Origin of the sequence: Kitasatospora sp. NPDC098652 (assembly GCF_044760155.1) — a bacterium.
GTDB lineage: Bacteria > Actinomycetota > Actinomycetes > Streptomycetales > Streptomycetaceae > Kitasatospora.
Window position 1 is genome coordinate 183,637 of the sequence record NZ_JBIWAQ010000009.1, and the last position, 26,558, is coordinate 210,194.

24 protein-coding genes are annotated in these 26,558 nt (G+C 71.4%); 16 read left to right on the forward strand and 8 right to left on the reverse strand.

Annotated features, from left to right (window positions below; translation table 11 throughout):
• The first annotated feature begins 210 nt into the window (after nt 1-210).
• Nucleotides 211-789 carry a TerD family protein gene (locus ACIQWA_RS21180; RefSeq protein ID WP_360236073.1) on the forward strand — a complete coding sequence of 193 codons (579 nt, stop codon included), beginning with the start codon at nt 211-213 and terminating at the stop codon, nt 787-789.
• Between the two features lie 205 nt (nt 790-994).
• Nucleotides 995-1,975: a TerC family protein gene (locus ACIQWA_RS21185; RefSeq protein WP_402484523.1), complete on the forward strand. Its 981-nt coding sequence runs from the start codon at nt 995-997 to the stop codon at nt 1,973-1,975.
• Nucleotides 1,976-2,047: 72 nt separating this feature from the next.
• Here ACIQWA_RS21185 and ACIQWA_RS21190 read toward each other — a convergent pair whose 3' ends face one another.
• Together ACIQWA_RS21190 and ACIQWA_RS21195 are read right to left on the reverse strand one after the other, a co-directional pair.
• The gene (locus ACIQWA_RS21190) at nt 2,048-2,701 is read right to left on the reverse strand and encodes an MBL fold metallo-hydrolase (RefSeq protein WP_402484525.1); all 654 of its coding nucleotides are present in this window, start codon (nt 2,699-2,701) and stop codon (nt 2,048-2,050) included.
• Nucleotides 2,702-2,758: 57 nt separating this feature from the next.
• Nucleotides 2,759-3,493, reverse strand: a complete 735-nt coding sequence (locus ACIQWA_RS21195; RefSeq protein WP_402484527.1) for a maleylpyruvate isomerase family mycothiol-dependent enzyme — start codon at nt 3,491-3,493, stop codon at nt 2,759-2,761.
• Between the two features lie 268 nt (nt 3,494-3,761).
• On the opposite strand from ACIQWA_RS21195, the gene uvrA reads away from it, so the two are divergent.
• The 11 genes from uvrA to ACIQWA_RS21250 all read left to right on the forward strand — a co-directional run bounded on the left by uvrA (nt 3,762) and on the right by ACIQWA_RS21250 (nt 16,855).
• Complete coding sequence (gene uvrA, locus ACIQWA_RS21200) at nt 3,762-6,770, forward strand: excinuclease ABC subunit UvrA (RefSeq protein ID WP_402484529.1); 3,009 nt, start codon at nt 3,762-3,764, stop codon at nt 6,768-6,770.
• Between the two features lie 123 nt (nt 6,771-6,893).
• Complete coding sequence (locus ACIQWA_RS21205) at nt 6,894-7,337, forward strand: Rieske (2Fe-2S) protein (protein ID WP_360236088.1); 444 nt, start codon at nt 6,894-6,896, stop codon at nt 7,335-7,337.
• Between the two features lie 42 nt (nt 7,338-7,379).
• Entirely contained in the window at nt 7,380-9,437 is a 2,058-nt protein-coding gene (gene uvrC / locus ACIQWA_RS21210; RefSeq protein WP_402484531.1) for an excinuclease ABC subunit UvrC, read from the forward strand.
• A 118-nt stretch (nt 9,438-9,555) separates the two neighbouring features.
• Complete coding sequence (gene rapZ / locus ACIQWA_RS21215; protein ID WP_360236094.1) at nt 9,556-10,440, forward strand: RNase adapter RapZ; 885 nt, start codon at nt 9,556-9,558, stop codon at nt 10,438-10,440.
• A gap of 64 nt (nt 10,441-10,504) precedes the next feature.
• On the forward strand, nt 10,505-11,590 hold the full coding sequence (yvcK, locus tag ACIQWA_RS21220; protein WP_402484737.1) for a uridine diphosphate-N-acetylglucosamine-binding protein YvcK: 1,086 nt from the start codon (nt 10,505-10,507) through the stop codon (nt 11,588-11,590).
• The gene (gene whiA / locus ACIQWA_RS21225; protein ID WP_188308910.1) at nt 11,581-12,561 is read left to right on the forward strand and encodes a DNA-binding protein WhiA; all 981 of its coding nucleotides are present in this window, start codon (nt 11,581-11,583) and stop codon (nt 12,559-12,561) included. The genes yvcK and whiA overlap by 10 nt, the downstream gene beginning before the upstream one ends.
• A 328-nt stretch (nt 12,562-12,889) precedes the next feature.
• Entirely contained in the window at nt 12,890-13,894 is a 1,005-nt protein-coding gene (gap, locus tag ACIQWA_RS21230; protein ID WP_360236098.1) for a type I glyceraldehyde-3-phosphate dehydrogenase, read from the forward strand.
• A 152-nt stretch (nt 13,895-14,046) separates the two neighbouring features.
• Complete coding sequence (locus ACIQWA_RS21235; protein ID WP_402484534.1) at nt 14,047-15,249, forward strand: phosphoglycerate kinase; 1,203 nt, start codon at nt 14,047-14,049, stop codon at nt 15,247-15,249.
• A gap of 4 nt (nt 15,250-15,253) precedes the next feature.
• Nucleotides 15,254-16,039, forward strand: a complete 786-nt coding sequence (tpiA, locus tag ACIQWA_RS21240) for a triose-phosphate isomerase (RefSeq protein ID WP_402484536.1) — start codon at nt 15,254-15,256, stop codon at nt 16,037-16,039.
• An 86-nt stretch (nt 16,040-16,125) separates the two neighbouring features.
• Nucleotides 16,126-16,362 carry a preprotein translocase subunit SecG gene (gene secG, locus ACIQWA_RS21245; protein ID WP_360236107.1) on the forward strand — a complete coding sequence of 79 codons (237 nt, stop codon included), beginning with the start codon at nt 16,126-16,128 and terminating at the stop codon, nt 16,360-16,362.
• Between the two features lie 205 nt (nt 16,363-16,567).
• Complete coding sequence (locus tag ACIQWA_RS21250; protein WP_030308030.1) at nt 16,568-16,855, forward strand: RNA polymerase-binding protein RbpA; 288 nt, start codon at nt 16,568-16,570, stop codon at nt 16,853-16,855.
• Between the two features lie 66 nt (nt 16,856-16,921).
• On the opposite strand, the gene pgl is transcribed toward ACIQWA_RS21250, so the two are convergent.
• The 5 genes from pgl to tkt all read right to left on the reverse strand — a co-directional run bounded on the left by pgl (nt 16,922) and on the right by tkt (nt 23,744).
• Complete coding sequence (gene pgl, locus ACIQWA_RS21255) at nt 16,922-17,710, reverse strand: 6-phosphogluconolactonase (RefSeq protein WP_045702778.1); 789 nt, start codon at nt 17,708-17,710, stop codon at nt 16,922-16,924.
• Nucleotides 17,707-18,795, reverse strand: coding sequence for a glucose-6-phosphate dehydrogenase assembly protein OpcA (opcA, locus tag ACIQWA_RS21260; RefSeq protein WP_402484539.1), 1,089 nt, complete (start codon nt 18,793-18,795; stop codon nt 17,707-17,709). Before opcA ends, pgl begins: the two co-directional genes overlap by 4 nt.
• Nucleotides 18,792-20,348 carry a glucose-6-phosphate dehydrogenase gene (zwf, locus tag ACIQWA_RS21265; protein ID WP_360236409.1) on the reverse strand — a complete coding sequence of 519 codons (1,557 nt, stop codon included), beginning with the start codon at nt 20,346-20,348 and terminating at the stop codon, nt 18,792-18,794. Before zwf ends, opcA begins: the two co-directional genes overlap by 4 nt.
• 63 nt (nt 20,349-20,411) lie before the next feature.
• Nucleotides 20,412-21,554: a transaldolase gene (gene tal / locus ACIQWA_RS21270; RefSeq protein ID WP_360236116.1), complete on the reverse strand. Its 1,143-nt coding sequence runs from the start codon at nt 21,552-21,554 to the stop codon at nt 20,412-20,414.
• 90 nt (nt 21,555-21,644) lie between these two features.
• Nucleotides 21,645-23,744, reverse strand: coding sequence for a transketolase (gene tkt / locus ACIQWA_RS21275; protein WP_402484541.1), 2,100 nt, complete (start codon nt 23,742-23,744; stop codon nt 21,645-21,647).
• Between the two features lie 463 nt (nt 23,745-24,207).
• Here tkt and ACIQWA_RS21280 point away from each other — a divergent pair, with 463 nt between their 5' ends.
• Entirely contained in the window at nt 24,208-25,155 is a 948-nt protein-coding gene (locus ACIQWA_RS21280) for a heme o synthase (RefSeq protein WP_360236122.1), read from the forward strand.
• 59 nt (nt 25,156-25,214) lie between these two features.
• Here ACIQWA_RS21280 and ACIQWA_RS21285 read toward each other — a convergent pair whose 3' ends face one another.
• A complete protein-coding gene (locus ACIQWA_RS21285; protein ID WP_402484544.1) occupies nt 25,215-25,856 on the reverse strand; it encodes a DUF2461 domain-containing protein in 642 nt (213 codons plus the stop codon).
• A gap of 72 nt (nt 25,857-25,928) precedes the next feature.
• On the opposite strand from ACIQWA_RS21285, the gene ACIQWA_RS21290 reads away from it, so the two are divergent.
• Both ACIQWA_RS21290 and ACIQWA_RS21295 read left to right on the forward strand, forming a co-directional pair.
• Complete coding sequence (locus ACIQWA_RS21290) at nt 25,929-26,267, forward strand: hypothetical protein (protein ID WP_360236128.1); 339 nt, start codon at nt 25,929-25,931, stop codon at nt 26,265-26,267.
• A gap of 117 nt (nt 26,268-26,384) precedes the next feature.
• Nucleotides 26,385-26,531: a hypothetical protein gene (locus tag ACIQWA_RS21295; RefSeq protein ID WP_402484546.1), complete on the forward strand. Its 147-nt coding sequence runs from the start codon at nt 26,385-26,387 to the stop codon at nt 26,529-26,531.
• Nucleotides 26,532-26,558: the final 27 nt, after the last annotated feature.

Consider the following 26,558-nt stretch of genomic DNA (forward strand, 5'->3'; position numbering starts at 1 on the left):
CAAGCCCCGCGGTGTCTCATCCTTGCCACAAACCGGGTAACCCGGAGGAGTCGCGGGTGCCGCAGGCCCTAGGCTGGCCTGCGGCATCGCGCCCTCGGGACGGGGTCGCGGGCCGGAAGCAGAGGGGGCCTCAGCCGGGGGACGGCGACGGGGTGTTCCACCGGGGAGCCGTGCGGCAGCGAGCGCGCGGCCGGCAGAGAGGACAACGTCGTGTCGGTGAACCTTGCCAAGGGGCAGCGGGTCAGCCTCCAGAAGGGGGCGGGCGCCGCCCTGACCGTGGTGCGGATGGGGCTGGGCTGGCAGGCCGCGCCCAAGCGGGGCCTGTTCGGCAGCCGGACCAGGAAGATCGACCTGGACGCCTCCGCCCTGCTGTACGCCGAGCGGACCCCGTCCGACGTGGTGTTCTTCCAGCACCTGGAGTCCACCGACGGCTCGGTGCGGCACACCGGGGACAACCTGGAGGGCGGCTCCGGGGACGAGGACGACGAGGCGATCCTGGTCGACCTGCTGCACGTGCCGCCGCACATCACCCAGGTGGTGTTCACGGTCAGCTCGTACACCGGGCAGACCTTCGCCGAGGTGAGCCAGGCGCACTGCCGGCTGGTGGACGAGGCGACCGGGGTGGAGCTGGCCCGGTACGAGTTGGCGGGCGGCGGGCCGCACACCGGGCAGATCATGGCGAAGGTGGTCCGGGACGGCAACGGCGGCTGGGAGATGCAGGCGATCGGCGCCCCGGCGAAGGGGCGGACCTTCCAGGACCTGCTGCCGGCGATCGAGCCGTTCCTCTAGCCGCTCCGACCGGGGCGGCCTTTACCTTCTTTACCTTTCCTTGCCTCTCCTGTTACTCTCGATGGCAGCGGAGGGGAGTATTCCTCGACAGCCGACCCCGTCATCACGGATGCCCGTCGTGGCACCCCGGGGCGCTGGCCCGAAGGGCGGAAGAGACCTCCGGCAGTGACGATGACTGTCTCGCCTACCTGCCGGAGGAGCAGTAGTGGACGTTTCCATCACCATGTGGGTCACCACGATCGGTGTGCTGATCGCACTGATCGTGGCGGACTTCTTCATCGGGGGGCGCAAGCCGCACGAGGTCTCGATCAAGGAGGCCGGGATCTGGACGGCCGTCTGGGTCGTGCTGGCGCTGCTCTTCGGCGGTTTCCTCTGGTGGCACTCCGGCGCGCAGCCGGCCGGTGAGTTCTTCGCCGGGTACATCACCGAGAAGTCGCTCAGTGTCGACAACCTCTTCGTGTTCATCCTGATCATGGGCAAGTTCGCGGTGCCCAGGATCTACCAGCAGCGTGTGCTGATGTTCGGTGTGATCATCGCGCTGGTGCTGCGGGCGGTGTTCATCGCCGGTGGTGCGGCGCTGGTGACGCAGTTCTCCTGGGTGTTCTTCATCTTCGGCGCCTTCCTGATCTGGACGGCCTGGAAGCTGATCAAGGAGGCCAGGGCCGACGAGGAAGAGGAGGAGTTCGAGGAGAACCGGCTGCTCAAGTCGATCACCCGGCGCTTCCCGGCCACCGACGACTACCGCGGCACCAAGCTGTTCGTCCGGGAGCACGGCCGCCGGCTGATCACCCCGATGCTGATCGTGATGCTGGCGATCGGTACGACGGACGTGCTGTTCGCCCTGGACTCGATCCCGGCCATCTTCGGCCTCACCCAGGACCCGTACGTGGTCTTCACCGCCAACGCCTTCGCCCTGATGGGGCTGCGCCAGCTGTACTTCCTGATCGGCGGCCTGCTCAAGAAGTTGGTCCACCTGAGCTACGGCCTGTCGGTGATCCTCGGCTTCATCGGCGTGAAGCTGGTCCTGCACGCCGCCCACGAGGCCGGTGCGAACGTCCCGGAGATCGGCATCCCGTTCTCGCTGGGCTTCATCGTCGTCGTCCTGGCCGTCACCACGGTGACCAGCCTGATGGCCTCCAAGAAGCAGGAGCAGGCCGAGCACGAGCCCGAGAAGCTGGACGCCTGACCCGCTCGAACGACGCGAAGGGGCCCCGCGACGCGCACTGCGTCGCGGGGCCCCGCCGCGTCCGGGGGCGGGTCACCAGCCGCGGTCGCGCCACTCGGCGAGGTGTGGGCGCTCGGTGCCGAGGGTGGTGTCGTTGCCGTGGCCGGGGTAGACCCAGGCCTCGTCCGGCAGGGCGTCGAAGATCTTCTCGTTGACGTCCCGGAAGAGGGTCTTGAAGGCCTCCGGGTCGCCCCAGGTGTTGCCGACGCCGCCCGGGAAGAGGCAGTCGCCGGTGAAGACGTGGGGGTGGCCCTGGGGGTCGTCGTAGATGAGCACGATCGCGCCGGGGGTGTGCCCGACCAGGTGGCGGACGGTGAGGCCGACCTCGCCGACCCGCAGGGTGTCGCCGTCCGCGAGCCGCAGCTCGGTCGGCACGTCGATGCCCTCGGCGTCGTGCTCCCCGGCGGCGGTGCGGGCCCCGGTGGTGGCGACCACCTCGGCCAGCGCGCCCCAGTGGTCGTGGTGCCGGTGGGTGGTGACCACGGTCGCCAGGTCGTCCCCGACCGTCTCCAGCAGCACCGGCGCGTCGGCGGCCGCGTCGATCAGCAGCTGCTCGTCGGTGGCCCGGCAGCGCAGCAGGTACGCGTTGTTGTCGTACGGGCCCACGGCCACCTTGGTGATGATCAGGTGGGCCAGCTCGCGCACGTCCGGCGGCCCGCCGACCTTGACCGCTCCGTGGTACGTCATCCGTCCGCTCCTCGTCAGGGTCCGACTGAAACAGGGTTCGGGATCATCCTCGCGCCCTCAGCCCAGCGGGGGAAGCTGGGGGAGGGCGGTGTCGGGGGTGCGGGCCAGGTCGGTGCCGGCGGAGCGGCCGGAGAGCCAGGCGAGCAGGGCGCGGACGGGGCCGCGGACGGTGAGGGCGGCCGCTCCGGTGCCGATCAGGCCCTTGTCCCCGGTGTCCTCGGCGACCAGCTCGACGGCGGGCAGGTCGGCGCCGGCCAGCTTGGTGGCGAGCTTGCGGAACTCGGTGACGGCGAAGAGCTCCGGCCACTCGGCGGGGCGGTAGCCGCCGTCCAGGTCGACCAGGTGGTACTCCAGCTCGCCGAGCCGCTTCCAGACCAGGTCGCAGGCCGGGAAGACCGCGCCCGAGCGGTGGCGCACCTCGGCGGCCCAGTCCTCGGGGGCCATCAGCGCGGCGGCCGCGAGGAAGCGCTGGTGGGACTCTCGAAGGTCGGCGAGCTGGGCCTCCAGCGGGCGGCCGGCGCCCTCCTGGATGCCGTCCTCGCGGGCGTGCTCGCTGGCGTACTGCGGGATGTCGGTGCCGGTGCGGGCGCCGGTCAGCAGGTTGACCAGGGAGTCGGCGTTGCGGGAGACGTGGGCGAGCACATGGCCGCGGGTCCAGCCGGGGAGCGCGGAGGGCTCGGCGAGGGCCTCGGGCGCCAGCCCGGCGACGGTTTCCAGCAGTGCCCGGGTGCCGTCCTTCACCAGGGCAAGGTGCTCGGCGGCGATCGCGGCTGCGGACTGCGGGTCGGTCATCGGATCTACCTTCTGTACGGGGCGGTGCGTTGCCCGGAGGGGGCCTCGCTCGTTGACCAGCCGACGCTACCGCCCGGTCCCCGGTCCTGAGCAGGGGTTTTTCGGTCCGGATACGGACGGCCCGGCGGGCGCTCTCACTCGTTCGGGTGGACTCCGCTGGACGAAGTCGAGATTCGAACGTCTGAGCTATAGGCTGGCTGCCGCATCCTGGAAGAAGAACACCCCACACACCGCAAGCCCTCTCGTCCGGAGAAAGGCGCCAGAAGCAGTGGCCGACCGCCTCATCGTCCGCGGTGCTCGCGAGCACAACCTCAAGAACGTCTCGCTCGACCTGCCCCGCGACTCCCTCATCGTCTTCACGGGCCTCTCCGGCTCCGGCAAGTCCTCGCTCGCCTTCGACACGATCTTCGCCGAGGGCCAGCGCCGCTACGTCGAGTCGCTGTCCTCGTACGCCCGGCAGTTCCTCGGGCAGATGGACAAGCCCGACGTCGACTTCATCGAAGGCCTCTCCCCGGCCGTCTCGATCGACCAGAAGTCGACCAACCGCAACCCCCGTTCGACCGTCGGCACCATCACCGAGGTCTACGACTACCTGCGCCTGCTGTTCGCCCGGATCGGCAAGCCGCACTGCCCGCACTGCGGCCGCCCGATCGCCAAGCAGTCGCCGCAGGCGATCGTCGACAAGGTGCTGGAGCTCACCGAGGGCACCCGGTTCCAGGTGCTCAGCCCGGTGGTGCGCGAGCGCAAGGGCGAGTTCGTCGACCTCTTCGCCGACCTCCAGTCCAAGGGTTACTCGCGCGCCCGGGTCGACGGCGAGACGATCCAGCTCGCCGAGCCGCCGAAGCTCAAGAAGCAGGAGAAGCACACCGTCGAGGTGGTCGTCGACCGCCTGACCGTGAAGGAGAGCGCCAAGCGGCGGCTCACCGACTCGGTGGAGACGGCTCTGCGGCTGTCCGGCGGCATGGTCGTGCTCGACTTCGTCGACCTCCCCGAGGGCGACCCGGAGCGCGAGCGGATGTACTCCGAGCACCTCTACTGCCCGTACGACGACGTGTCGTTCGAGGAGCTGGAGCCGCGCTCGTTCTCCTTCAACTCGCCGTTCGGCGCCTGCCCGGACTGCTCGGGCCTGGGCAACCGGATGGAGGTCGACCCGGAGCTGGTCGTGCCGGACGTCGAGCGCTCGCTCGACGAGGGCGCGATCCACCCGTGGTCGGCCGGGCACGCCAAGGAGTACTTCCAGCGCCTGATCGACGCGCTCGGCGAGGAGCTCGGCTTCCGCACCGACATCCCCTGGGCCGGGCTGCCCGCCCGCGCCAAGAAGGCGCTGATGTACGGGCACAAGCACCAGGTGCAGGTCCGCTACCGCAACCGCTTCGGCCGCGAGCGCTCGTACAGCACCGGCTTCGAGGGCGCCGTCCCGTTCATCCAGCGCCGGCACACCGAGGCGGAGAGCGACAGCAGCCGGGAGCGCTTCGAGGGCTACATGCGCGAGGTGCCCTGCCCGACCTGCCAGGGCACCCGGCTCAAGCCGGTGGTGCTCGCGGTCACCGTCGAGGACAGGTCGATCGCCGACGTCTCCTCGATGTCGATCAGCGACTGCGCCGAGTTCCTGGGCGCGACGAAGCTCAACGACCGGGACAAGCAGATCGCCGAGCGGGTCCTCAAGGAGGTCAACGAGCGGCTGCGCTTCCTGGTCGACGTCGGCCTGGACTACCTCTCGCTGGACCGCGCGGCCGGCACCCTGTCCGGCGGCGAGGCCCAGCGCATCCGGCTGGCCACCCAGATCGGCTCCGGCCTGGTCGGCGTGCTGTACGTGCTGGACGAGCCGTCCATCGGCCTGCACCAGCGGGACAACCACCGGCTGATCGAGACGCTGGTGCGGCTGCGCGACATCGGCAACACCCTGATCGTGGTCGAGCACGACGAGGACACCATCAAGACCGCGGACTGGGTGGTGGACATCGGCCCGGGCGCCGGTGAGCACGGCGGCAAGGTCGTGCACTCCGGCGCGTTGAAGGGGCTGTTGGCCAACAAGGAGTCGCTGACCGGGCAGTACCTCTCCGGCAAGCGCTCCATCCCGATCCCGGCCGCCCGCCGCGACCGGGACAGGAAGCGCCAGCTGACGGTGCACGGCGCCCGCGAGCACAACCTCAAGGACGTCACGGTCGGTTTCCCGCTCGGCACCTTCACGGCGATCACCGGTGTCTCCGGCTCCGGCAAGTCGACGCTGGTCAACGACATCCTCTACACCCACCTCGCCCGGGAGCTGAACGGCGCCCGCAGCGTGCCCGGCCGGCACACCCGGATCACCGGCACCGACCTGGTGGACAAGGTGGTGCACGTCGACCAGTCGCCGATCGGCCGCACCCCGCGCTCCAACCCGGCCACCTACACCGGGGTGTTCGACCACGTCCGCCGGCTCTTCGCGGAGACCCAGGAGGCCAAGGTCCGGGGCTACCTGCCCGGCCGGTTCTCCTTCAACGTCAAGGGCGGCCGCTGCGAGAACTGCACCGGCGACGGCACCATCAAGATCGAGATGAATTTCCTGCCGGACGTCTACGTCCCGTGCGAGGTGTGCCACGGCGCCCGGTACAACCGGGAGACGCTGGAGGTCCACTACAAGGGCAAGTCCATCGCCGAGGTGCTGGACATGCCGATCGAGGAGGGGCTGGCCTTCTTCGAGGCCGTCCCGGCGATCGCCCGCCACCTGCGGACGCTCAACGACGTCGGCCTCGGCTACGTCCGGCTCGGCCAGTCCGCGCCGACGCTCTCCGGCGGCGAGGCGCAGCGCGTCAAGCTCGCCTCCGAGCTGCAGAAGCGCTCCACCGGGCGGACGGTCTACGTGCTGGACGAGCCCACCACCGGCCTGCACTTCGAGGACATCAGCAAGCTGATCAAGGTGCTCAGCGGGCTGGTCGACAAGGGCAACACGGTGATCGTGATCGAGCACAACCTCGACGTGATCAAGACCGCCGACTGGGTCGTCGACATGGGCCCCGAGGGCGGCTCCGGCGGCGGCACGGTGGTCGCCGAGGGCACCCCGGAGCAGATCGCCGCCGTCCCGGAGAGCCACACCGGCAAGTTCCTGCGGGACATCCTGCCGGGCGACTTCGCCGACGCCCCGGTCGCGGCTCCCGCCAGGAAGGCGGCCGCGAAGAAGGCCGCCACCGCGACGGCCGCGAAGAAGGCCGCCACCGCGACGGCCGCCAAGGCGCCCGCCAAGGCGGCCGCCGCCAAGAAGGCCCCGGCCAAGCGGGCCGCCGCGGCGAAGAAGTAGGCCCGAGCCGCCCCGCCGCTCCCGGACCTCCCGCCGCTGCCGGACATCCCGGCAGCGGCGGGGCGGGTGCGGCATAGACTTCCGTGGTCCCTCGCAGCAGCAGCACACCGTAGGAGCGCACCGATGTCCGAGGCCCCCGAGACCAGCCCCGCCACCTCCCGCCGCACCCTGCTCTGCGGAGCCGCGGCCGTGCTGGCGGCCGGCGGCACCGTGGCGGTCACCGGCTGCAGCTCCTCCGCCGGCTCCTCGGACGCCGGCAGCGCCGCCAAGGGCCCGGTGGACCTCGGCCCGGCCTCGGCCGTCCCGGAGGGCGGCGGCAAGGTCTTCCGCGAGCAGAAGATCGTCGTCACCCAGCCGACCGCCGGCCAGTACAAGGCGTTCAGCGCCAAGTGCACCCACGCCGGCTGCATCGTGGACCAGGTCAAGAACCAGCAGATCCAGTGCCCCTGCCACGGCAGCCGGTTCGCCATCGCCGACGGCGCGGTGCAGGACGGCCCGGCCCCCACCCCGCTGCCCTCCTACGCGGTCACGGTCGAGGGCGGCAACCTCAAGGTGACCCCGAGCTGAAGCAGTTGATCGACTTCCAGCCGAACTCGGTACGGTGGACCCATGGCTGACCCGAGCACCTACCGCCCGGCGCCGGGTGCGATCCCGACCTCCCCGGGCGTCTACAAGTTCCGTGACGCCCACGGCCGGGTCATCTACGTCGGCAAGGCCAAGAGCCTGCGGCCGCGGCTGTCGTCCTACTTCCAGGACCTCGCCGGTCTGCACCCGCGCACCGCGACCATGGTGACCACCGCCGCCTCGGTGGAGTGGACCGTGGTCGCCACCGAGGTCGAGGCGCTCCAGCTGGAGTACTCCTGGATCAAGGAGTTCGACCCCCGGTTCAACGTCAAGTACCGCGACGACAAGAGCTATCCGGAGCTCGCCGTCACCCTCGACGAGGAGTACCCGCGGGTCCAGGTGATGCGCGGGGCGCACAAGAAGGGCGTGCGCTACTTCGGCCCCTACGGGCACGCCTGGGCCATCCGCGAGACCGTCGACCTGCTGCTGCGCGTCTTCCCCGTCCGCACCTGCTCCAACGGCGTGTTCAAGCGCGCCCGGCAGGTCGGCCGCCCCTGCCTGCTCGGCTACATCGGCAAGTGCGCCGCGCCCTGCGTCGGCAAGGTCTCCGCGGACGAACACCGGGCGCTGGCCGAGGACTTCTGCGACTTCATGGCCGGGCGCACCGGCAACTACCTGCGCCGGCTGGAAGAGCAGATGCAGGAGGCCGCGGCCGAGATGGAGTACGAGAAGGCGGCCCGGCTACGGGACGACATCGGCGCCCTCAAGCGCGCGATGGAGAAGAACGCCATCGTGCTCGCCGACGCCACCGACGCCGACCTGCTGGCCGTGGCCGAGGACGAACTGGAGGCCGCCGTCCAGATCTTCCACGTCCGCGGCGGCCGGGTGCGCGGCCAGCGCGGCTGGGTCACCGACAAGGTCGAGGACGTGGACACCGCCGGCCTGGTCGAGCACGCCCTCCAGCAGCTCTACGGCGGCGCCGGCCCGGACGAGCGCAACGAGTCCGTCCCGCGCGAGGTGCTCGTCCCCGCCCTGCCCGAACCGGCCGCCCCCGTCCGGGAGTGGCTCAGCGGGCTGCGCGGCAGCCAGGTCGACCTGCGGATCCCCCAGCGCGGCGACAAGAAGGACCTGATGGCCACCGTGCAGCGCAACGCCCAACAGGCGCTGGCCCTGCACAAGACCAAGCGCGCCTCCGACCTCACCACCCGCAGCCGCGCCCTCCAGGAGATCGCCGACGCGCTGGAGCTGGACTCCGTCCCGCTGCGGATCGAGTGCTACGACATCTCCCACCTCCAGGGCGAGGACGTGGTCGCCTCCATGGTCGTCTTCGAGGACGGCCTGGCCCGCAAGAGCGAGTACCGGCGCTTCCAGATCAAGGGCTTCGAGGGCCAGGACGACGTCCGCTCGATGCACGAGGTGATCAGCCGCCGCTTCCGCCGCTACCTCCAGGAGCGCGAGCAGACCGGCGAGTGGGCCGTCCCGGAGGAGCCCGACGAGGACCAGCCGGGCGACGGCCCGCGCACCGAGGACGGCCGCCCCAAGCGCTTCGCCTACCCGCCGCAGCTGCTGGTGGTCGACGGCGGCCAGCCGCAGGTCGCCGCCGCCCAGCGGGCCCTGGCGGAGCTCGGCATCGACGACGTCGCGCTGTGCGGCCTCGCCAAGCGCCTGGAGGAGGTGTGGCTGCCCGGCGAGGACGACCCGGTCGTGCTGCCCCGCTCCAGCGAGGGCCTCTACCTGCTCCAGCGGGTCCGCGACGAGGCCCACCGCTTCGCGATCGGCTACCAGCGCGCCAAGCGTTCCAAGCGACTCACCGCCGGGGAGCTGGACTCCGTCCCGGGCCTCGGCGAGACTCGCCGCCAGGCGCTGCTCAAGCACTTCGGCTCGCTGAAGAAGCTCCGGGCCGCCACCGTGGACGAGCTCTGCGCGGTACCCGGCATCGGGCGCCGCACCGCGGAAACTGTTGCGGCGGCGTTGTCGTCCCGTACACCCGCCGCACCCGCGGTCAACACCGCGACCGGCGAGATCATCGAGGACGGGGCCGACGAGGCCGCCGAGCCGGTGGCCGCAGCACCCCAGACCGCACCATCCCAGGAGACGCCATGACGGCCGACGCCGCCCGTCTGTCGGCGCGCCCCGACCCCGCCCGACTGTCCGGGACGGGGAAGAGCGGCCGTGCCGTGCGCGTTCTCCCCAGCAGAAAGACCGAGAGCGGGGAACCGAAGTGACCGTGTCAGACGTGGCCGAGAACGCGCCGGAGCTGGTGATCATCTCCGGCATGTCCGGAGCCGGCCGCTCCACCGCCGCCAAGTGCCTGGAGGACCTGGGCTGGTTCGTGGTGGACAACCTGCCGCCGGCCCTGATCCCGACCATGGTCGACCTGGGCGCCCGTTCCCAGGGCAACGTCGCCCGGATCGGCGTCGTCGTGGACGTCCGCGGCCGCCAGTTCTTCGACGACCTGCTCACCTCGCTGGACGAGCTGGAGAAGCGCGGCGTCCGGCTCCGGGTGGTCTTCCTGGACTCCTCCGACGAGGCGCTGGTCCGCCGCTTCGAGAGCGTGCGCCGCCCGCACCCGCTGCAGGCCGACGGCCGGATCGTGGACGGCATCGCCCAGGAGCGCGACCTGCTGCGCGACCTCCGCGGCGAGGCCGACCTGGTGATCGACACCTCCAACCTCAACGTGCACCAGCTGCGCGCCAAGCTGGACGCCCAGTTCGCCGACCACGACGAGCCCGAGCTGCGCGCCACCGTGATGTCCTTCGGCTTCAAGTACGGCCTGCCGGTCGACGCCGACCTGGTGGTGGACTGCCGCTTCCTGCCGAACCCGCACTGGGTGCCCGAGCTGCGGGCCCGTACCGGCACCGACTCGGACGTCGCCGACTACGTGTTCCAGCAGCCCGGTGCCAACGAGTTCCTGAACGGCTACGCCGAGCTGCTGCGCATCGTCACCGAGGGTTACCGCAGGGAGGGGAAGCGCTACATGACGCTTGCCGTAGGCTGCACCGGTGGCAAGCACCGCAGCGTCGCCATGTCCGAGCGTCTGACCAAGCGTCTCATCGCCGACGGAGTCGAGACGGTGCTCGTCCACCGTGACATGGGTCGGGAGTAACCGCCGCCTTCCCTGCCGGGCCGCCGGCGGTGCCGGTGGCGGGGCCGAGGAACGCGAGGTGATTGTGGCGGGATACGTGCCCGGGCGACAGCTGCAGAGCAGGACCGCGGAGCGGGCGGCCGGCCCGTCGCCGGGTCGGCCGCGGAGCAGTCCCGCCCGGGCCAATCCGGCCCCCCGGATCACCGCGCTCGGCGGCGGCCAGGGCCTGTCCGCCTCGCTGTCCGCGCTGCGCCGGCTCACCAGCGACCTCACCGCGGTGGTCACCGTCGCCGACGACGGCGGCTCCAGCGGGCGGCTGCGCGAGGAGCTGGGGGTGCTGCCGCCCGGCGACCTGCGCAAGGCGCTGGCCGCGCTGTGCGGGGACGACGACTGGGGCCGCACCTGGTCCGAGGTGATCCAGCAGCGCTTCACCGGCAACGGCGAGCTGGGCGGCCACGCCGTCGGCAACCTGCTGATCGTGGCGCTCTGGGAGAAACTCGGCGACCCGGTCGCGGCGCTGGACTGGGTCGGCCGGCTGCTGAACGTCCAGGGCCGGGTGCTGCCGATGTCGGCGGTGCCGCTGGACATCGAGGCCACCGTGCGCGGCCACGACCCGGCCCGCCCGGCCGAGGTCACGGCCGTCCGCGGCCAGGCCGACGTGGCCGTCACCCCCGGCACCGTGCAGTCGATCCGGCTGCTGCCGGACGAGCCGCCGGCCGTCCCGGAGGCGGTCACGGCGGTCCGGGAGGCGGACTGGGTGGTGCTCGGCCCCGGCTCCTGGTTCACCAGCGTGCTGCCGCACCTGCTGGTGCCCGAGCTGGCCAAGGCGCTGGTGGAGACCCGCGCCCGCCGCCTGCTCACGCTGAACCTGGCCCCGCAGCCCGGGGAGACCGAGGGCTTCACCCCGCAGCGCCACCTGGAGGTCATCGCCGACCACGCTCCCGACCTGGTGGTGGATGCGATCCTGGTGGACGAGCGCGCCGTCACGGGCGGCGCCTTCGGCCAGGCGGACCTGGCCGGACTGGAGAAGGCCGCCGAGCGGATGGGTGCCGCTCTGGTGCTCGGCACGGTGGCCCGCACCGACGGCACCCCGCGACACGACCCGGAGCTGTTGGCAGCCGCGTACGACCGGATTTTCCGGACACATGGAAGGATCGGGCCATGGCGATGACTCCAGCGGTGAAGGACGAGATCAGCCGGCTCCCGGTCACCCGGGCCTGCTGTCGCAAGGCTGAGGTGTCGGCGATCCTGCGGTTCGCGGGCGGGCTGCACATCGTGAGCGGCCGCATCGTGATCGAGGCGGAGCTGGACACCGGCGCGGCGGCGCGGCGGCTGCGCAAGGACCTGCTGGAGATCTTCGGGCACTCCTCCGACCTCGTGGTGATGGCGCCCGGCGGCCTGCGGCGCGGCAGCCGCTTCGTCGTCCGGGTGGTCAAGGACGGTGAGCTGCTCGCGCGCCAGACCGGCCTGGTGGACGGCCGCGGCCGGCCGATCCGGGGTCTGCCCCCGGCGGTCGTCTCCGGGGCCACCTGCGACGCCGAGGCCGCCTGGCGCGGGGCCTTCCTGGCGCACGGCTCGCTCACCGAGCCGGGCCGCTCCTCCTCGCTGGAGATCACCTGCCCCGGCTCGGAGGCGGCGCTGGCCCTGGTCGGCGCGGCCCGCCGGCTCGGCATCCCGGCCAAGGCCCGCGAGGTGCGCGGGGTGGACCGGGTGGTCATCCGCGACGGTGACGCGATCGGCGCGCTGCTGACCCGGCTCGGGGCGCACGAGTCGGTGCTCGCCTGGGAGGAGCGCCGGATGCGGCGCGAGGTCCGGGCCACCGCCAACCGGCTCGCCAACTTCGACGACGCCAACCTGCGCCGCTCGGCCCGCGCCGCGGTGGCGGCCGGTGCCCGGGTGCAGCGCGCGCTGGAGATCCTCGGCGAGGAGGTGCCCGAGCACCTGGCGGCGGCCGGCCAGCTGCGGATGCAGCACAAGCAGGCCTCGCTGGAGGAGCTGGGCGCGCTCGCCGACCCGCCGCTGACCAAGGACGCGGTGGCCGGCCGGATCCGCCGCCTGCTGGCGATGGCCGACAAGCGGGCGGCCGAGCTGGGCCTGCCGAGCACCGAGGCCAACCTGACCGACGAGATGGCGCTGAACTAGCTCCGAACCGCTGCGGCCGGTGTCCGGATTCCGGGCACCGGCCGCAGCTGTGTCCGGGAGCGGACGGGGGCGGACGGGGGCGGACGGGGTCCAACCGGGCTCGGGCGGGCTCGGGCGGCGATCCGAAATTGGTCAAGACCACTTGACCAGGACCAACGGCCCCGGCGGGCGGGGACGGAGGGCCCGGACACACGCCACGCCACGTCTTGCCAGGTGGCGCGATGTGCCCTCCCAGGGTCGGGAGAGGTAGGGTCGTAGGCGGTCGGGGACTTCCCAAATCTCATCCCCGTCGGCTCAGCGCCGGCGTACCTAACGAGGAGATCGGTTCGTGACGATCCGGGTAGGCATCAACGGCTTCGGCCGCATCGGCCGCAACTTCTTCCGCGCCGTCAAGGCCCAGGGCGCGGACATCGAGATCGTCGGTGTCAACGACCTCACCGACACGAAGACCCTGGCTCACCTGCTCAAGTACGACACCACCCTGGGCACCTTCCCGGGCGAGGTCTCGCACACCGAGGACAGCATCACCGTCGACGGCCACACCTTCAAGGTGACCGCCGAGCGTGACCCGGCCAACCTGCCGTGGGCCGCCCTGGGCGCCGACATCGTCGTCGAGTCCACCGGCATCTTCACCAAGGCCGAGGCCGCGAAGAAGCACCTCGCCGCCGGCGCGAAGAAGGTCATCATCTCGGCGCCCGCCACCGACGAGGACGTCACCATCGTCCTGGGTGTCAACGACGAGAAGTACGACGCCGCCAACCACCACATCATCTCCAACGCCTCCTGCACCACGAACTGCGTGGCGCCGATGGCGAAGGTGCTGAACGAGGCGTTCGGCATCGTCAAGGGTCTGATGACCACGGTCCACGCGTTCACCAACGACCAGGTGACCCTGGACTTCCCGCACAAGGACCTGCGCCGTGCTCGTGCGGCCTCGCAGAACATCATCCCGACCTCGACCGGTGCCGCCAAGGCGACCGCCCTGGTCCTGCCGGAGCTGAAGGGCAAGCTGGACGGCACCTCGCTGCGCGTCCCGGTCCCGACCGGCTCCATCACCGACCTGGTCGTCACCCTGGAGCGCGAGGTCACCAAGGAGGAGGTCAACGCGGCCTTCCAGAAGGCGGCGGAGGGTTCCCTCAAGGGCATCCTGGCCTACACCGAGGACCCGATCGTGTCGTCGGACATCGTCAACGACCCGGCCTCCTGCATCTTCGACTCGCAGCTCACCATGGTCCAGGGCAACCAGGTCAAGGTGCTCGGCTGGTACGACAACGAGTGGGGCTACTCGAACCGCGTCGTGGACCTGGTCACCCTCGTCGGTGGCCAGCTCTGACGCAGTGGGAGCTGACGTGATGTAGGGGCGAGGGCCCGGACGGCGACAACGTGCCGACCGGGCCCTCGTTCTGCGTACAAGGACTTCTCAGGCGGCCCCTGCGCCGTGCCGCCTCTGCGCATCAACCATCTCCCCAGGAGACAGAAGAACCCGTGAAGACCATCGAAGACCTGGACGTCGCCGGCAAGCGCGTCTTCGTGCGCGCCGACCTGAACGTCCCGCTGGACGGCAGCACGATCACCGACGACGGCCGGATCCGCGCCGTGGCGCCGACCATCGCCAAGCTCGTCGAGCGCGGTGCCAAGGTCGTCGTCGCCTCCCACCTCGGCCGCCCCAAGGGTGCGCCGGACCCGCAGTTCTCGCTCGCCCCGGTCGCCGAGCGGCTCGGCGAGATCCTCGGCAAGCCGGTCGCCTTCGCCACCGACACCGTGGGCGAGTCCGCCGCGGCCACCGTCGCCGCGCTGGCCGACGGCGAGGTCGCGCTGCTGGAGAACCTGCGCTTCAACGCCGGTGAGACCAGCAAGGACGACACCGAGCGCAAGGCCTTCGCCGAGCAGCTGGCCGCCCTGGCCGACCTGTACGTCGGCGACGGCTTCGGCGCCGTGCACCGCAAGCACGCCTCGGTGTACGACCTGCCGGCCCTGCTGCCGCACGCCGCCGGCGACCTGATCGCCACCGAGGTCGGCGTGCTCAAGAAGCTCACCGAGGACGTCGAGCGCCCGTACGTCGTCGTGCTCGGCGGCGCCAAGGTGTCCGACAAGCTCGGCGTGATCGACAACCTGCTGGAGAAGGCCGACCGGATCCTGATCGGCGGCGGCATGGCGTACACCTTCCTCAAGGCCCAGGGCCACGAGGTCGGCATCTCGCTGCTGCAGGAGGACCAGATCCCGGTCTGCCTGGAGTACCTGGCCCGGGCCGAGGCGCGCGGCGTCGAGTTCGTGCTGCCGGTGGACGTCCTGGTCTCGCCGGACTTCCCCGACCTCAAGACCAAGGCCCCGGCGAACCCCACGGTCGTCGCCGCGGACGCCATCCCGGCCGACGAGGAGGGCCTGGACATCGGCCCGAAGACCCGCGAGCTGTACGCCTCCAAGCTGGCCGACGCGGGCACGGTGTTCTGGAACGGCCCGATGGGCGTCTTCGAGCACCCCAACTACGCGAACGGCACCAAGGCCGTCGCGCAGGGCCTGCTGGACAGCAACGCGTTCACCGTGGTCGGTGGCGGCGACTCCGCCGCGGCCGTCCGCATCCTGGGCTTCGACGAGACGAAGTTCGGGCACATCTCGACCGGCGGTGGCGCGAGCCTCGAGTACCTGGAGGGCAAGACCCTCCCCGGTCTCGCCGCCCTGGAAGGCTGAAAGCATGACTGAGCGTCTCCCGCTGATGGCGGGCAACTGGAAGATGAACCTCAACCACCTCGAGGCCATCCAGCACACCCAGAAGCTGGCGTTCGCGCTGGCCGACAAGGACTACGAGGCCGTCGAGGTCGCCGTCCTGGTGCCGTTCACCGATCTGCGGTCGGTGCAGACCCTGGTCTTCGGCGACAAGTTGAAGATCAAGTACGGCTCGCAGGACATCTCGCAGCACGACGGCGGCGCCTACACCGGCGAGGTCTCCGGCCCGATGCTGGCCAAGCTCCAGTGCACCTACGCGGTGATCGGCCACTCGGAGCGCCGCCAGTACCACGGCGAGGACGAGGAGATCGTCAACGCCAAGGTCAAGGCCGCCTACCGGGCCGGGGTCACCCCGATCCTGTGCATCGGCGAGCCGCTGGAGATCCGCAAGGCCGGCACCCACGTCGCGTACACCCTGGCCCAGCTGGACGGTGCCCTGGAGGGCGTCCCGGCGGACCAGGCCGAGTCGATCGTGGTCGCCTACGAGCCGGTCTGGGCGATCGGCACCGGCGAGGTGGCCACCCCGGAGGACGCGCAGGAGGTCTGCGCCGCGATCCGGGCCCGCCTGGCCGAGCTGTACAGCGCCGAGCTGGCCGACAAGGTCCGTGTGCTGTACGGCGGTTCGGTCAAGTCGTCGAGCGTGGCCGGCCTGATGGCCAAGCCCGACATCGACGGCGGCCTGATCGGCGGTGCCTCGCTGGACGCCGACGAGTTCGTCAAGATCGTGCGCTACCGTGAGCAGGCAGTAGGCTAACGCCGCGCAGCAACGTAGGCTTTGGGGCCGGACCGCCGACAGCGGCCCGGCCCCGTCGCCGAAGATACGAGAGAGTTGGTCCGGTCGTGGTTCTCGGGTTCTCGATTGCCCTGATCATCTTCAGCCTGCTGATGATCCTGCTGGTGCTCCTGCACAAGGGGAAGGGCGGCGGCCTGTCGGACATGTTCGGCGGCGGTGCGATGTCCACCGGCGGCGGTTCGGCGGTGGCCGAGCGCAACCTGGACCGCATCACCATCGTGGTCGGCATCGGCTGGTTCGCCTCGATCATCGCGCTGGGCCTGATCCTGAAGTACAAGAGCTGACACAGCCCTGACGCCCCGTCGCCCGAGCGCCTATCCTGGGACGGTCGGGGGCGGAGGCGATGGTGGCGGAACCTTAAGTCCTGCTTACACTAGGACGACTTTCGCCACCGACGCGCACCGCGGCGGGTCGGCGCACCAGCACGCAGGGAGTCAGACCGTGGCAAGTGGCAACGCCATCCGTGGGAGCAGGGTCGGGGCAGGCCCGATGGGGGAGGCGGAGCGCGGCGAGTCCGCTCCGCGCAACAGGATCTCCTTCTGGTGCGCCAACAAGCACGAGACGCGCCCCAGCTTCGCCGCCGAGGCCGTCATCCCGGACACCTGGGACTGCCCGCGCTGCGGCTTCCCGGCCGGGCAGGACGAGCACAACCCGCCGGCTCCCTCGCGCAACGAGCCGTACAAGACCCACCTCGCCTACGTCCGGGAGCGGCGCACCGACGCCGACGGCGAGGCGATCCTCGCCGAGGCGCTGGCCAAGCTGCGCGGCGAGATCTGAGGAGCTGACGACAAAGGGCGCCACCCGTCGAGTGACGGGGGCGCCCTTCGGCGTTCTCCGCGGCCCCTAGGCCGAGGCCGGCGGGTACAGCTGCGGCGGGATCCGCTCGGCGGCGGCGCGGTCCAGCAGCCACAGGGTCCGGCTGCGGCCGTACGCGCCGGAGGCGGGCGCCTGGAGCTCACCGGGGCCGGACAGGGCCAGCGCGACCGCGCCCGCCTTGTCCTCGCCGGCGGCCAGCAGCCAGACCTCGCGGGCCGCCCGGATCGCCGGGAGGGTGAGCGAGACCCGGGTCGGCGGGGGCTTGGGGGCCCCGCGCACGCCGACCACGGTCAGCTCGGTCTCCCGCACGCCCGGGTGCTCCGGGAAGAGCGAGGCGACGTGGGTGTCCGGGCCGACGCCGAGCAGCAGCACGTCGAAGGCCGGCACGCCGAGCCGGTCGCCCGGTCCGGCGGCCTTGGCCAGCTCCTCCGCGTAGCGGGCGGCGGCCGCCTCCACGTCCGAGCCGTCCACCCCGTCCGAGGCGGGCATCTCGTGCACCCGCGCCGGGTCGAGCGGGACGGCGTCCAGCAGCTCGGCGCGGGCCTGGACGGCGTTGCGGTCCGGGTCGGCGGCGGGGACGAAGCGCTCGTCGCCCCACCACAGGTCCAGCCGGCCCCAGTCGACCGCGTCGCGCGCCGGGGAGGCGGCGATCGCGGCCAGCAGGGCGTTGCCGTTGCGGCCGCCGGTGAGCACCACCGAGGCGGTGCCGCGGGCGGCCTGGGCGTCCACGATCCGGGTGATCAGCCGGGCCGCGGCCGCCTGGGCCATCAGCTCCTTGTCCCGGTGGACGACCAGCTGCGGGGTCGCGGCCGTCATGCGCTGCCCTTGGCGGCGCGCTTGCCCGCGGCCTTCCTCGCGGCGGACTTCTCCGCGTCGGCGGTCACCCGGGCCGGGTTGGCCACCGCGGCGTCGGCGGCCGCGGCCGCCGCGTCGGCGACGGGCTCGGCCGCGGCCGCCGGAGCGGTCTGCTCCGAGGGCTCGCGCAGCCGCTCGACGGACGTGCGCACGGCCGTCGAGTAGATGTCGTCCGGGTCCAGCCGGCGCAGCTCCTCGGCGATCAGCTCCGAGGTCTCGCGCCGCTTGAGCGCCACCTGGCGGTCCGGCGAGCCGGGCATGGAGAGCGTGCCCATCAGGCCGTCCGGGCGGTCCAGGGTGATGTCCCCGTCCTTGGTGCGCAGGTGCACCGCGGTGATGCCGGGGCCGCCGGTGACGACCCGCTCGACCGGCACGTTCAGCCGGTTGAGCAGCCACAGGCCGAGCAGCTCGACGCTGGGGTTGTAGGACTCGCCCTCGACCACCACCGAGGTGATGGCGGCCGGCCGCTGGTCCAGCGCGGCGGCCAGCATCGAGCGCCAGCCGGTGATCCGGGTCCAGGCCAGGTCGGTGTCGCCCGGGGTGTAGCTCTGCGAGCGCTGGGCGAGCTGGCCGACCGGGGACTCGGCGGTGACGGCGTCGGTGATCCGGCGCTGGGCGAGCGCGCCCAGCGGGTCCTGCGCCGGGTGCAGCGGCGCGTTGTCCGGCCACCAGACCACGGTCGGGGCGTCCGGCAGCAGCAGCGGCAGGACCACCGACTGGGCGTGCAGGGCGAGTTCGCCGTGCATGCGCAGGATGACCGTTTCTCCGGAGCCGGCGTCCGAGCCGACCAGGATCTCGGCGTCCAGCCGGGTCTCGGCGCGGGCCCGGGGCGAGCGGCCGGCGCGCTTGATCACCGCGAGGGTGCGCATCGGGTGCTCGCGGGAGGCCTCGTTGGCGGCCTTGAGGGCGTCGTAGGCGCTGCCCTCGTCGGTCACGATGACCAGGGTGAGCACCATGCCGGCGGCGGTGGAGCCGCTGGCCCGGCGCGCCTCCATCAGCGCGGCGTTGATCTTGCTGGACGTCGTGTTGGTGAGGTCGATCTTCATGGCCGCCGCCAGCTCCTGCCGTCTCGTGCGAGCATCTCGTCCGCCTCGGCCGGGCCCCAGGTGCCCGCCGCGTACTGGGCGGGCTTGCCGTGGGCGTCCCAGTACTTCTCGATCGGGTCGAGGATCTGCCAGGAGAGCTCGACCTCCTGGTGGCGCGGGAACAGGTTGGCGTCGCCCAGCAGCACGTCGAGGATGAGCCGCTCGTACGCCTCCGGGCTGGACTCGGTGAAGGACTCGCCGTAGGCGAAGTCCATCGTGACGTCCCGGACCTCGAAGGAGGTGCCCGGCACCTTGGAGCCGAACCGCACCGTCACGCCCTCGTCCGGCTGGACCCGGATGACCAGGGCGTTCTGCCCCAGCTCCTCGGTCGCGTAGGAGTCGAACGGCAGGTACGGGGCGCGCTGGAAGACCACCGCGATCTCGGTGACCCGGCGGCCCAGCCGCTTGCCGGTGCGCAGGTAGAACGGGACGCCCGCCCAGCGGCGGTTGTTGATCTCCAGCTTGATGGCCGCGTAGGTGTCGGTCTTGGAGTCCGGGTCGATGCCGTCCTCGTCCAGGTAGCCGACCACCTCCTCGCCGCCCTGCCAGCCGGCCGCGTACTGGCCGCGCACGGTGTGCCGGCCGAGGTCGGCCGGGAGCTTGACGGCGCTGAGCACCTTGAGCTTCTCGGCCACCAGCGCCTTCGGGTGGAAGGACGCCGGCTCCTCGATGGCGGTGAGCGCCATCAGCTGGAGCAGGTGGTTCTGGATGACGTCACGGGCGGAGCCGATGCCGTCGTAGTAGCCCGCCCGGCCGCCGATGCCGATGTCCTCGGCCATGGTGATCTGCACGTGGTCGACGTACGACCGGTTCCAGATCGGCTCGAACATCTGGTTGGCGAAGCGCAGCGCCAGGATGTTCTGGACCGTCTCCTTGCCCAGGTAGTGGTCGATCCGGAAGACCTCGTCGCGCGGGAAGACCTCGTGGACGACCTTGTTGAGCTCCTGGGCGCTCTCCAGGTCGTGGCCGAAGGGCTTCTCGATGACGGCGCGGCGCCAGGAGCCCTGCGGCGGGTCGGCCAGGCCGTGCTTCTTGAGCTGCTGGACGACCGTGGGGAAGAACTTCGGCGGGACGGACAGGTAGAAGGCGAAGTTGCCGCCGGTGCCCTGGGCCTTGTCCAGCTCCTCGATGGTCTCGCGCAGCTTGTCGAAGGCCTCGTCGTCGTCGAAGGTGCCCTGGACGAAGCGCATGCCCTTGGCGAGCTGCTGCCAGACCTCCTCCCGGAACTGGGTCCGGGCGTGCTCCTTGACCGCGTCGTGGACCTCCTTGGCGAAGTCCTCGTCCTCCCACTCGCGGCGGGCGAAGCCCACCAGGGAGAAGCCCGGCGGCAGCAGACCCCGGTTGGCGAGGTCGTAGATGGCCGGCATCAGCTTCTTGCGGGACAGGTCGCCGGTGACCCCGAAGATGACCAGGCCGGACGGCCCCGCGATGCGCGGGAGCCGCCGGTCGGAGGGGTCACGAAGCGGGTTGACGGGGGCGGCCGGGAGGTCGTCCGCGTCCGATTCCGACGTCAACTCGGGGAAATCAGTGCTCACTTGGTGTGCTCCGCTTTCGTGCGCTGGCTGTGTGAGCGGGGGTCACTGCTCGTTGGCGAAGGAGGCCAGCGAGGCGGTGACGGTGTCGAGCAGCTCCTGCCAGGACTGCTCGAACTTCTGCACGCCCTCGTCCTCCAGCACCTGGACGACGTCGTCGTAGTCCACGCCGGCGGCCGCGATGGCGTCCAGGACGGCCTTGGCGTCGGCGTAGTTGGGGACGATGGTGTTGCCGGTGACCACGCCGTGGTCGCCGGTGGCGTCCAGGGTGGCCTCGGGCATGGTGTTGACGGTGCCCGGGGCGACCAGCTCGGTGACGTACAGGGTGTCCGGCAGGGCCGGGTCCTTGACGCCGGTCGAGGCCCACAGCGGGCGCTGCGGCTTGGCGCCGGCGGCCTCCAGGGCCTTCCAGCGGGCGCTGCCGGCGGTCTTGCCGTCGACCGAGCCGAAGACCTCCTCGTACGCCTGGTAGGCGAGGCGGGCGTTGGCCAGCGCGGCCTTGGAGCGCAGGTCCTTGGCCTCGCCGCCGACCTTGTCCAGGCGCTTGTCGATCTCGGTGTCCACCCGGGACACGAAGAAGGAGGCCACCGACTCGATCTGGGAGAGGTCCAGGCCCTTGGCCTTGGCGGCCTCCAGGCCGGTCAGGTAGGCGTCCATGACGGCCTTGTAGCGCTCCAGCGAGAAGATCAGCGTGACGTTGACGCTGATGCCCAGGCCGATGACCGAGGCGATGGCCGGCAGGCCGGCCTTGGTGGCGGGGATCTTGATCAGGACGTTCGGGCGGTCGACCAGCCACCACAGCTGCTTGGCCTCGGCCACGGTCGGGGCGGTCTCGTGCGCCAGGCGGGGGTCGACCTCGATGGAGACCCGGCCGTCGCGGCCGTTGGAGGCGTCGTAGACCGGGCGCAGCACGTCGGCGGCGTCGCGCACGTCCGAGGTGGTGATCATGCGGATCGCCTCGTCGGTGGTGACCCCGCGGACGGCGAGGTCGCGCAGCTGGCCGTCGTAGGAGCTGTCGCCGCTGCCGGCGATGGCCTTCTGGAAGATGGTCGGGTTGGTGGTGACACCCACCACGTGCTTGTTCTGCACCAGCTCGGCCAGGTTGCCGGAGTTCAGCCGTGCGCGGCTGAGGTCGTCCAGCCAGATCGCAACGCCTTCGTCGCTGAGGCGCTTCAGTGCGTCAGTCATGGTGCTTCAGTCCTTCGTCTTCTTCTGCTTCGTGGGGTAGTCAGAGGGGGCCGCGTGCCCGCGTGCGGGCGGGCACGCGGCCCGGACGCGTTAGCGGTTGACGGCTTCGAGGGAGCGCAGGGCGTTGTGCGCCTCGGCGACCACGCGCTCGGCGGTCAGGCCGAACTCCTCGAACAGCACCTTGTAGTCGGCGGAGGCACCGAAGTGCTCCAGCGAGACGATCCGGCCGTGGTCGCCGACCAGCTCGCGCCAGCCCTGGGCGATGCCGGCCTCGACCGAGACGCGGGCCTTGACCGACGGCGGCAGCACGCTGTCGCGGTAGGCCTGGTCCTGCTCCTGGAACCACTCGAAGGACGGGACCGAGACCACGCGGGTCGCGATGCCCTCGGCCTCCAGGACCTCGCGGGCCTGGACGGCCAGCTGGACCTCGGAGCCGGTGCCCAGCAGGATCAGCTGCGGGTCGCCGTTGCCGGCCTCGGCCAGCACGTAGGCGCCCTTGGCGGTGCCCTCGGCGGAGGCGAAGACCTCGCGGTCGAAGGTCGGGACGTTCTGGCGGGTGAGCGCGAGGCCGACCGGGCCGGGGTGGCTGGTCTGGCGCTCGATCACGGTGCGCCAGGCGACGGCCGTCTCGTTGGCGTCGGCCGGGCGGACCATGGCCAGGCCCGGGATGGCGCGCAGCGAGGCCATGTGCTCCACCGGCTGGTGGGTCGGGCCGTCCTCGCCGAGGCCGATCGAGTCGTGCGTCCAGACGTAGGTGACCGGCAGCTTCATCAGCGCGGCCAGGCGCACGGCCGGGCGCATGTAGTCGGCGAAGACCAGGAAGGTGCCGCCGTACACACGGGTCTTGCCGTGCAGGGCGATGCCGTTCATGGTCGAGCCCATGGCGTGCTCGCGGATGCCGAAGTGGATCGTCCGGCCGTACGGGCTGGCCGACTTCAGCGGGTTGCCCTCGGGGAGGAAGGAGCTGTCCTCGTCGATGGTGGTGAGGTTGGACTCCGCGAGGTCGGCCGAGCCGCCCCACAGCTCCGGGATCACCGCGCCGAGCGCCTTGAGGGTCTCGCCGGAGGCCTTGCGGGTGGCGACGTCCTTGCCGGCCGGGAAGGAGGGGACGGCCTTCTTCCAGCCCTCGGGCAGCTCGCCGGCCTGGATGCGGTCGAACTCGGCGGCCCGGTGCGGGTTGGCCGCGCGCCAGGCGTCGAAGCCCTGCTGCCACTGGTCGCGGGCGGCCTTGCCGCGCTTGATGACCTGGCGGGCGTGCTCGATGACCTGGTCGCTGACCTCGAAGGTCTTCTCCGGGTCGAAGCCCAGGACCTTCTTGGTGGCGGCGATCTCGGCGGCACCGAGCGCGGAGCCGTGCGCCTTGGCGGTGTTCTGGGCGTCCGGGGCCGGCCAGGCGATGATCGTGCGCATCGCGATCAGCGACGGGCGGGAGGTCTCGGCCTTGGCGGCGGCCAGCGCACCGGCGAGGGCCTCGACGTCGATGTCGCCGTTGGCCTTCGGGGTGACCCGCTGGACGTGCCAGCCGTACGCCTCGTAGCGCTTGAGGACGTCCTCGGAGAAGGCGGTCTCGGTGTCGCCCTCGATCGAGATGTGGTTGTCGTCGTACAGGGCGACCAGGTTGCCCAGCTTCTGGTGGCCGGCCAGCGAGGACGCCTCGGCCGAGATGCCCTCCTCCAGGTCGCCGTCGGAGACGATGGCCCAGACGGTGTGGTCGAAGGGGGACTCGCCGGCCGCCGCCTCCGGGTCGAACAGGCCGCGCTCGTAGCGGGCGGCCATCGCCATGCCGACCGCGTTCGCGATGCCCTGGCCGAGCGGGCCGGTGGTGGTCTCCACGCCCGCGGTGTGGCCGTGCTCCGGGTGGCCCGGGGTGCGGCTGCCGGCCACGCGGAAGGCCTTGAGGTCGTCCAGCTCCAGGCCGTAGCCCGAGAAGTACAGCTGGGTGTAGAGCGTCAGGCTGGTGTGGCCGGGGGAGAGGACGAAGCGGTCGCGGCCGACCCAGGCCGGGTCGGTCGGGTCGTGGCGCAGGAAGCGCTGGAAGATCAGGTAGGCGGCCGGGGCCAGCGACATGGCCGTCCCGGGGTGCCCGTTGCCGACCTTCTGGACAGCGTCCATCGCCAGGACCCGCGCCGTGTCAACCGTGCGCTCGTCCAGGTCGCTCCACTCGAATGCGTTCTTCGGCGCAGTGCTCACCCTGTCTCAGGGCTCCTTCCATTGTGAAGAGTGACCCCGTGAATGGGGACCGGGTCGGCCACGGCGCTGTGGTCCCGACTGTGGATGGTGCCGGTCACGGAGGGTAGATCCCGCTTCTGCGTGCGAGCCTACCGTCCGGGCCGGGGCTCACCCTCCGTGCCGGGACAACCGGGATTTCCGCATGGTGATTCCCACTAGGGCGTTCTGATCCGTTTCGTCCCAGGCTCTCCCGATTCGGCTGGGCGCGCCGCCCGGGTGGTCGGGACGGGTTGCGCGGGCGCCGCGGAGGCGCTTCGTGGCTTCACCCAGTCGGTTGACCCGGGGGCGGGCCGTCCGCCCCGCCGGGGGACCCCGGAGCCGGTTGGGATGTATGGAGCGTCTATGGTGTCGTGGTACGCGCAGAGCGGACGATTCGGGACCCTTCGTTCCTGTGGACGCCTGCGAAGTTTCATCTTCAGTTGGGGTGTTAGTGACCGCCGTCGAAACCCGTCCCGCCGGGGTCACCGGGGCGACTCCTGCGCACCGGCCCATCGGGGCCCGTGTCGGCGCGTTCGTCGCACTGACCAAGCCGCGGATCATCGAGCTGCTGCTGATGAGCACCGTGCCGGTGATGTTCCTGGCCCAGCAGGGTGTGCCGAACATGCTGCTGGTGCTCAAGGTCGTGGTCGGCGGCTACCTCTCGGCGGGTGGCGCCAACGCCCTCAACATGTACATCGACCGCGACATCGACGCACTGATGTCCCGCACCGAGCGGCGGCCGATCGTCACCGGGATGGTGTCCCCGCGCGAGGCCCTGGTCTTCGGCATCGCGCTCGGCGTCCTCTCCACCCTGCTGCTCGGCTTCGGGGTCAACTGGCTCTCCGCCGGACTCGCGCTCGGCGCGCTGCTGTTCTACGTGTTCGTCTACACGCTGGGGCTCAAGCGGCGCACCTCGCAGAACATCGTCTGGGGCGGCATCGCCGGCTGCATGCCGGTGCTGATCGGCTGGTCCTCGGTGACCGACTCGGTGTCCTGGGCGGCGGTCGCGCTGTTCCTGGTGGTGTTCTTCTGGACCCCGCCGCACACCTGGGTGCTGTCGATGAAGGTGCGCGACGACTACGAGCGGGCCGGCGTGCCGATGCTGCCGGTCGTCAAGGGCAACGTGGCGGTCGGCAAGCAGGTCGTCGCCTACTCCTGGGTGATGGTCGCGGTCTCGCTGGCGGTCTGGCCGCTCGGGCACATGAGCTGGCTGTACCCCGTCGCCGCGGTGCTGCTCGGCGGGTTCTGGCTGCGGGAGGCGCACGCGCTGTACGGGCGGGCCAAGGCCGGGATCGTGGGCGCCAAGCTCAAGGAGATGCGGCTGTTCCACTGGTCGATCACCTATCTGTCGCTGCTGTTCGTGGTGTGCGCGATCGATCCGTTCGTGAAGTGATGTAGCGGCTTGTCGAGGAAGGAGCCCCGGTCCGTTGCGGACCGGGGCTCCTTCGCGTTTCACCGTCCGGGTAGCTCGGACGGGCCGACGTGGTCGTCCAGCCAGTCCTTGAGCGGCTGGGAGGCGCGCAGGAAGGCGGTGATCCGGGTGTGGGCGGTGCGGGTGCCGAGCCACTTCGCGGGCGGCCACTCCTGCCAGGCCACCAGGCCCTTGTGGCGGAGCAGTTCGATCCGCGGGTGGTCCTTGGGGAAGCCGCGCGGGGCGGTCTTGAGGGAGTCCCGGCCGTGGACGTGCGGGCCGTCCTTCTCCACCCGGGCGATCACCCGCTCCAGTTCGGCGCCGCTGACGTCCTCGGCGACGGCGGCGCGGTAGCGGTCCAGCTGGTCCGGGGCGAGCTGGTACATGCCGTTGCCGCAGGCCAGGCCGTCGGCGGAGAGCTGGATGTAGCCGCCGGCCTCCAGGTACGCGCCGATGTGCGTCTTGTACGGGGACTTGTCGGCACTGAACCGGACGTCGCGGTTGGGGCGGAAGATCTTCCCCGGCCCGAACTCCGGCTCCAGCTCGGCGAGCAGCAGTTCCATGGGTGCCCGTACGACCTCGTCGTACTGCTCCTTGTGGGCCTGCCAGAAGGTCTTGGAATTGTCGGCTTCGAGGTGCTCGTAGAAGTCGAGCGCCTCGGCCGGCCAGCCATTGAACGTCATGGTGTGAGTATGTGTCCCGGTGCACAGGGTGCTCCCGTCGCCAGGTCGCGTACCGGTGGGTAGCATGCGGGCATGAGCAGCGCAGAGACCGCCACCGCCGCCGCGTCGGACGCCCGCACCGAGCGCCGCGCCAAGCGCATCGCCAAGCACCTCACCAGCTTCGCCCAGCAGCACGGCGGCAGCGCCGACGCGGTCGTCGAGTACGTCGGCGGCGTGGCCACCCGCATCGTCGTGGTCGGCGCGGACGGCGCCTGGGGCGACCAGGTCGCCCCCACCTACGCCGTCGGCCGCCGCGCCGCGGAGCTGGCCGGGCTCACCCTGCACGAGAACTTCGAGGGCGAGCTGGGCCTCAAGGTCAAGACCGGCCCGTACGAGTGGAAGCGCATGGCCGGCCTCCAGCTCGGCGGCTGATCGCCCCCCGGTTCGAAGGCCGACGGCCCGGTTCCCCCTAGAAACGGTGGAACCGGGCCGTTGTCGCTGGTCAGGGGCGTCGGGCCGACCGGCGAGGGGCGGCGCTATGGTGCGCGCATGCACTTCATCGTTGTCGGCCTCCGCACTCTCGTGAACGCGATCGTCGACGGCGACCGGCTGTGGCCCGCGGTGACGCTCTTCCTGCTGTCCTTCCCCCTGGCGATCGCCGCCGCGATGGTCCGCGCCCGCCGCAGGCCGAAGTAGGCCCGGCGCCGCACCGGTCGACGGGCG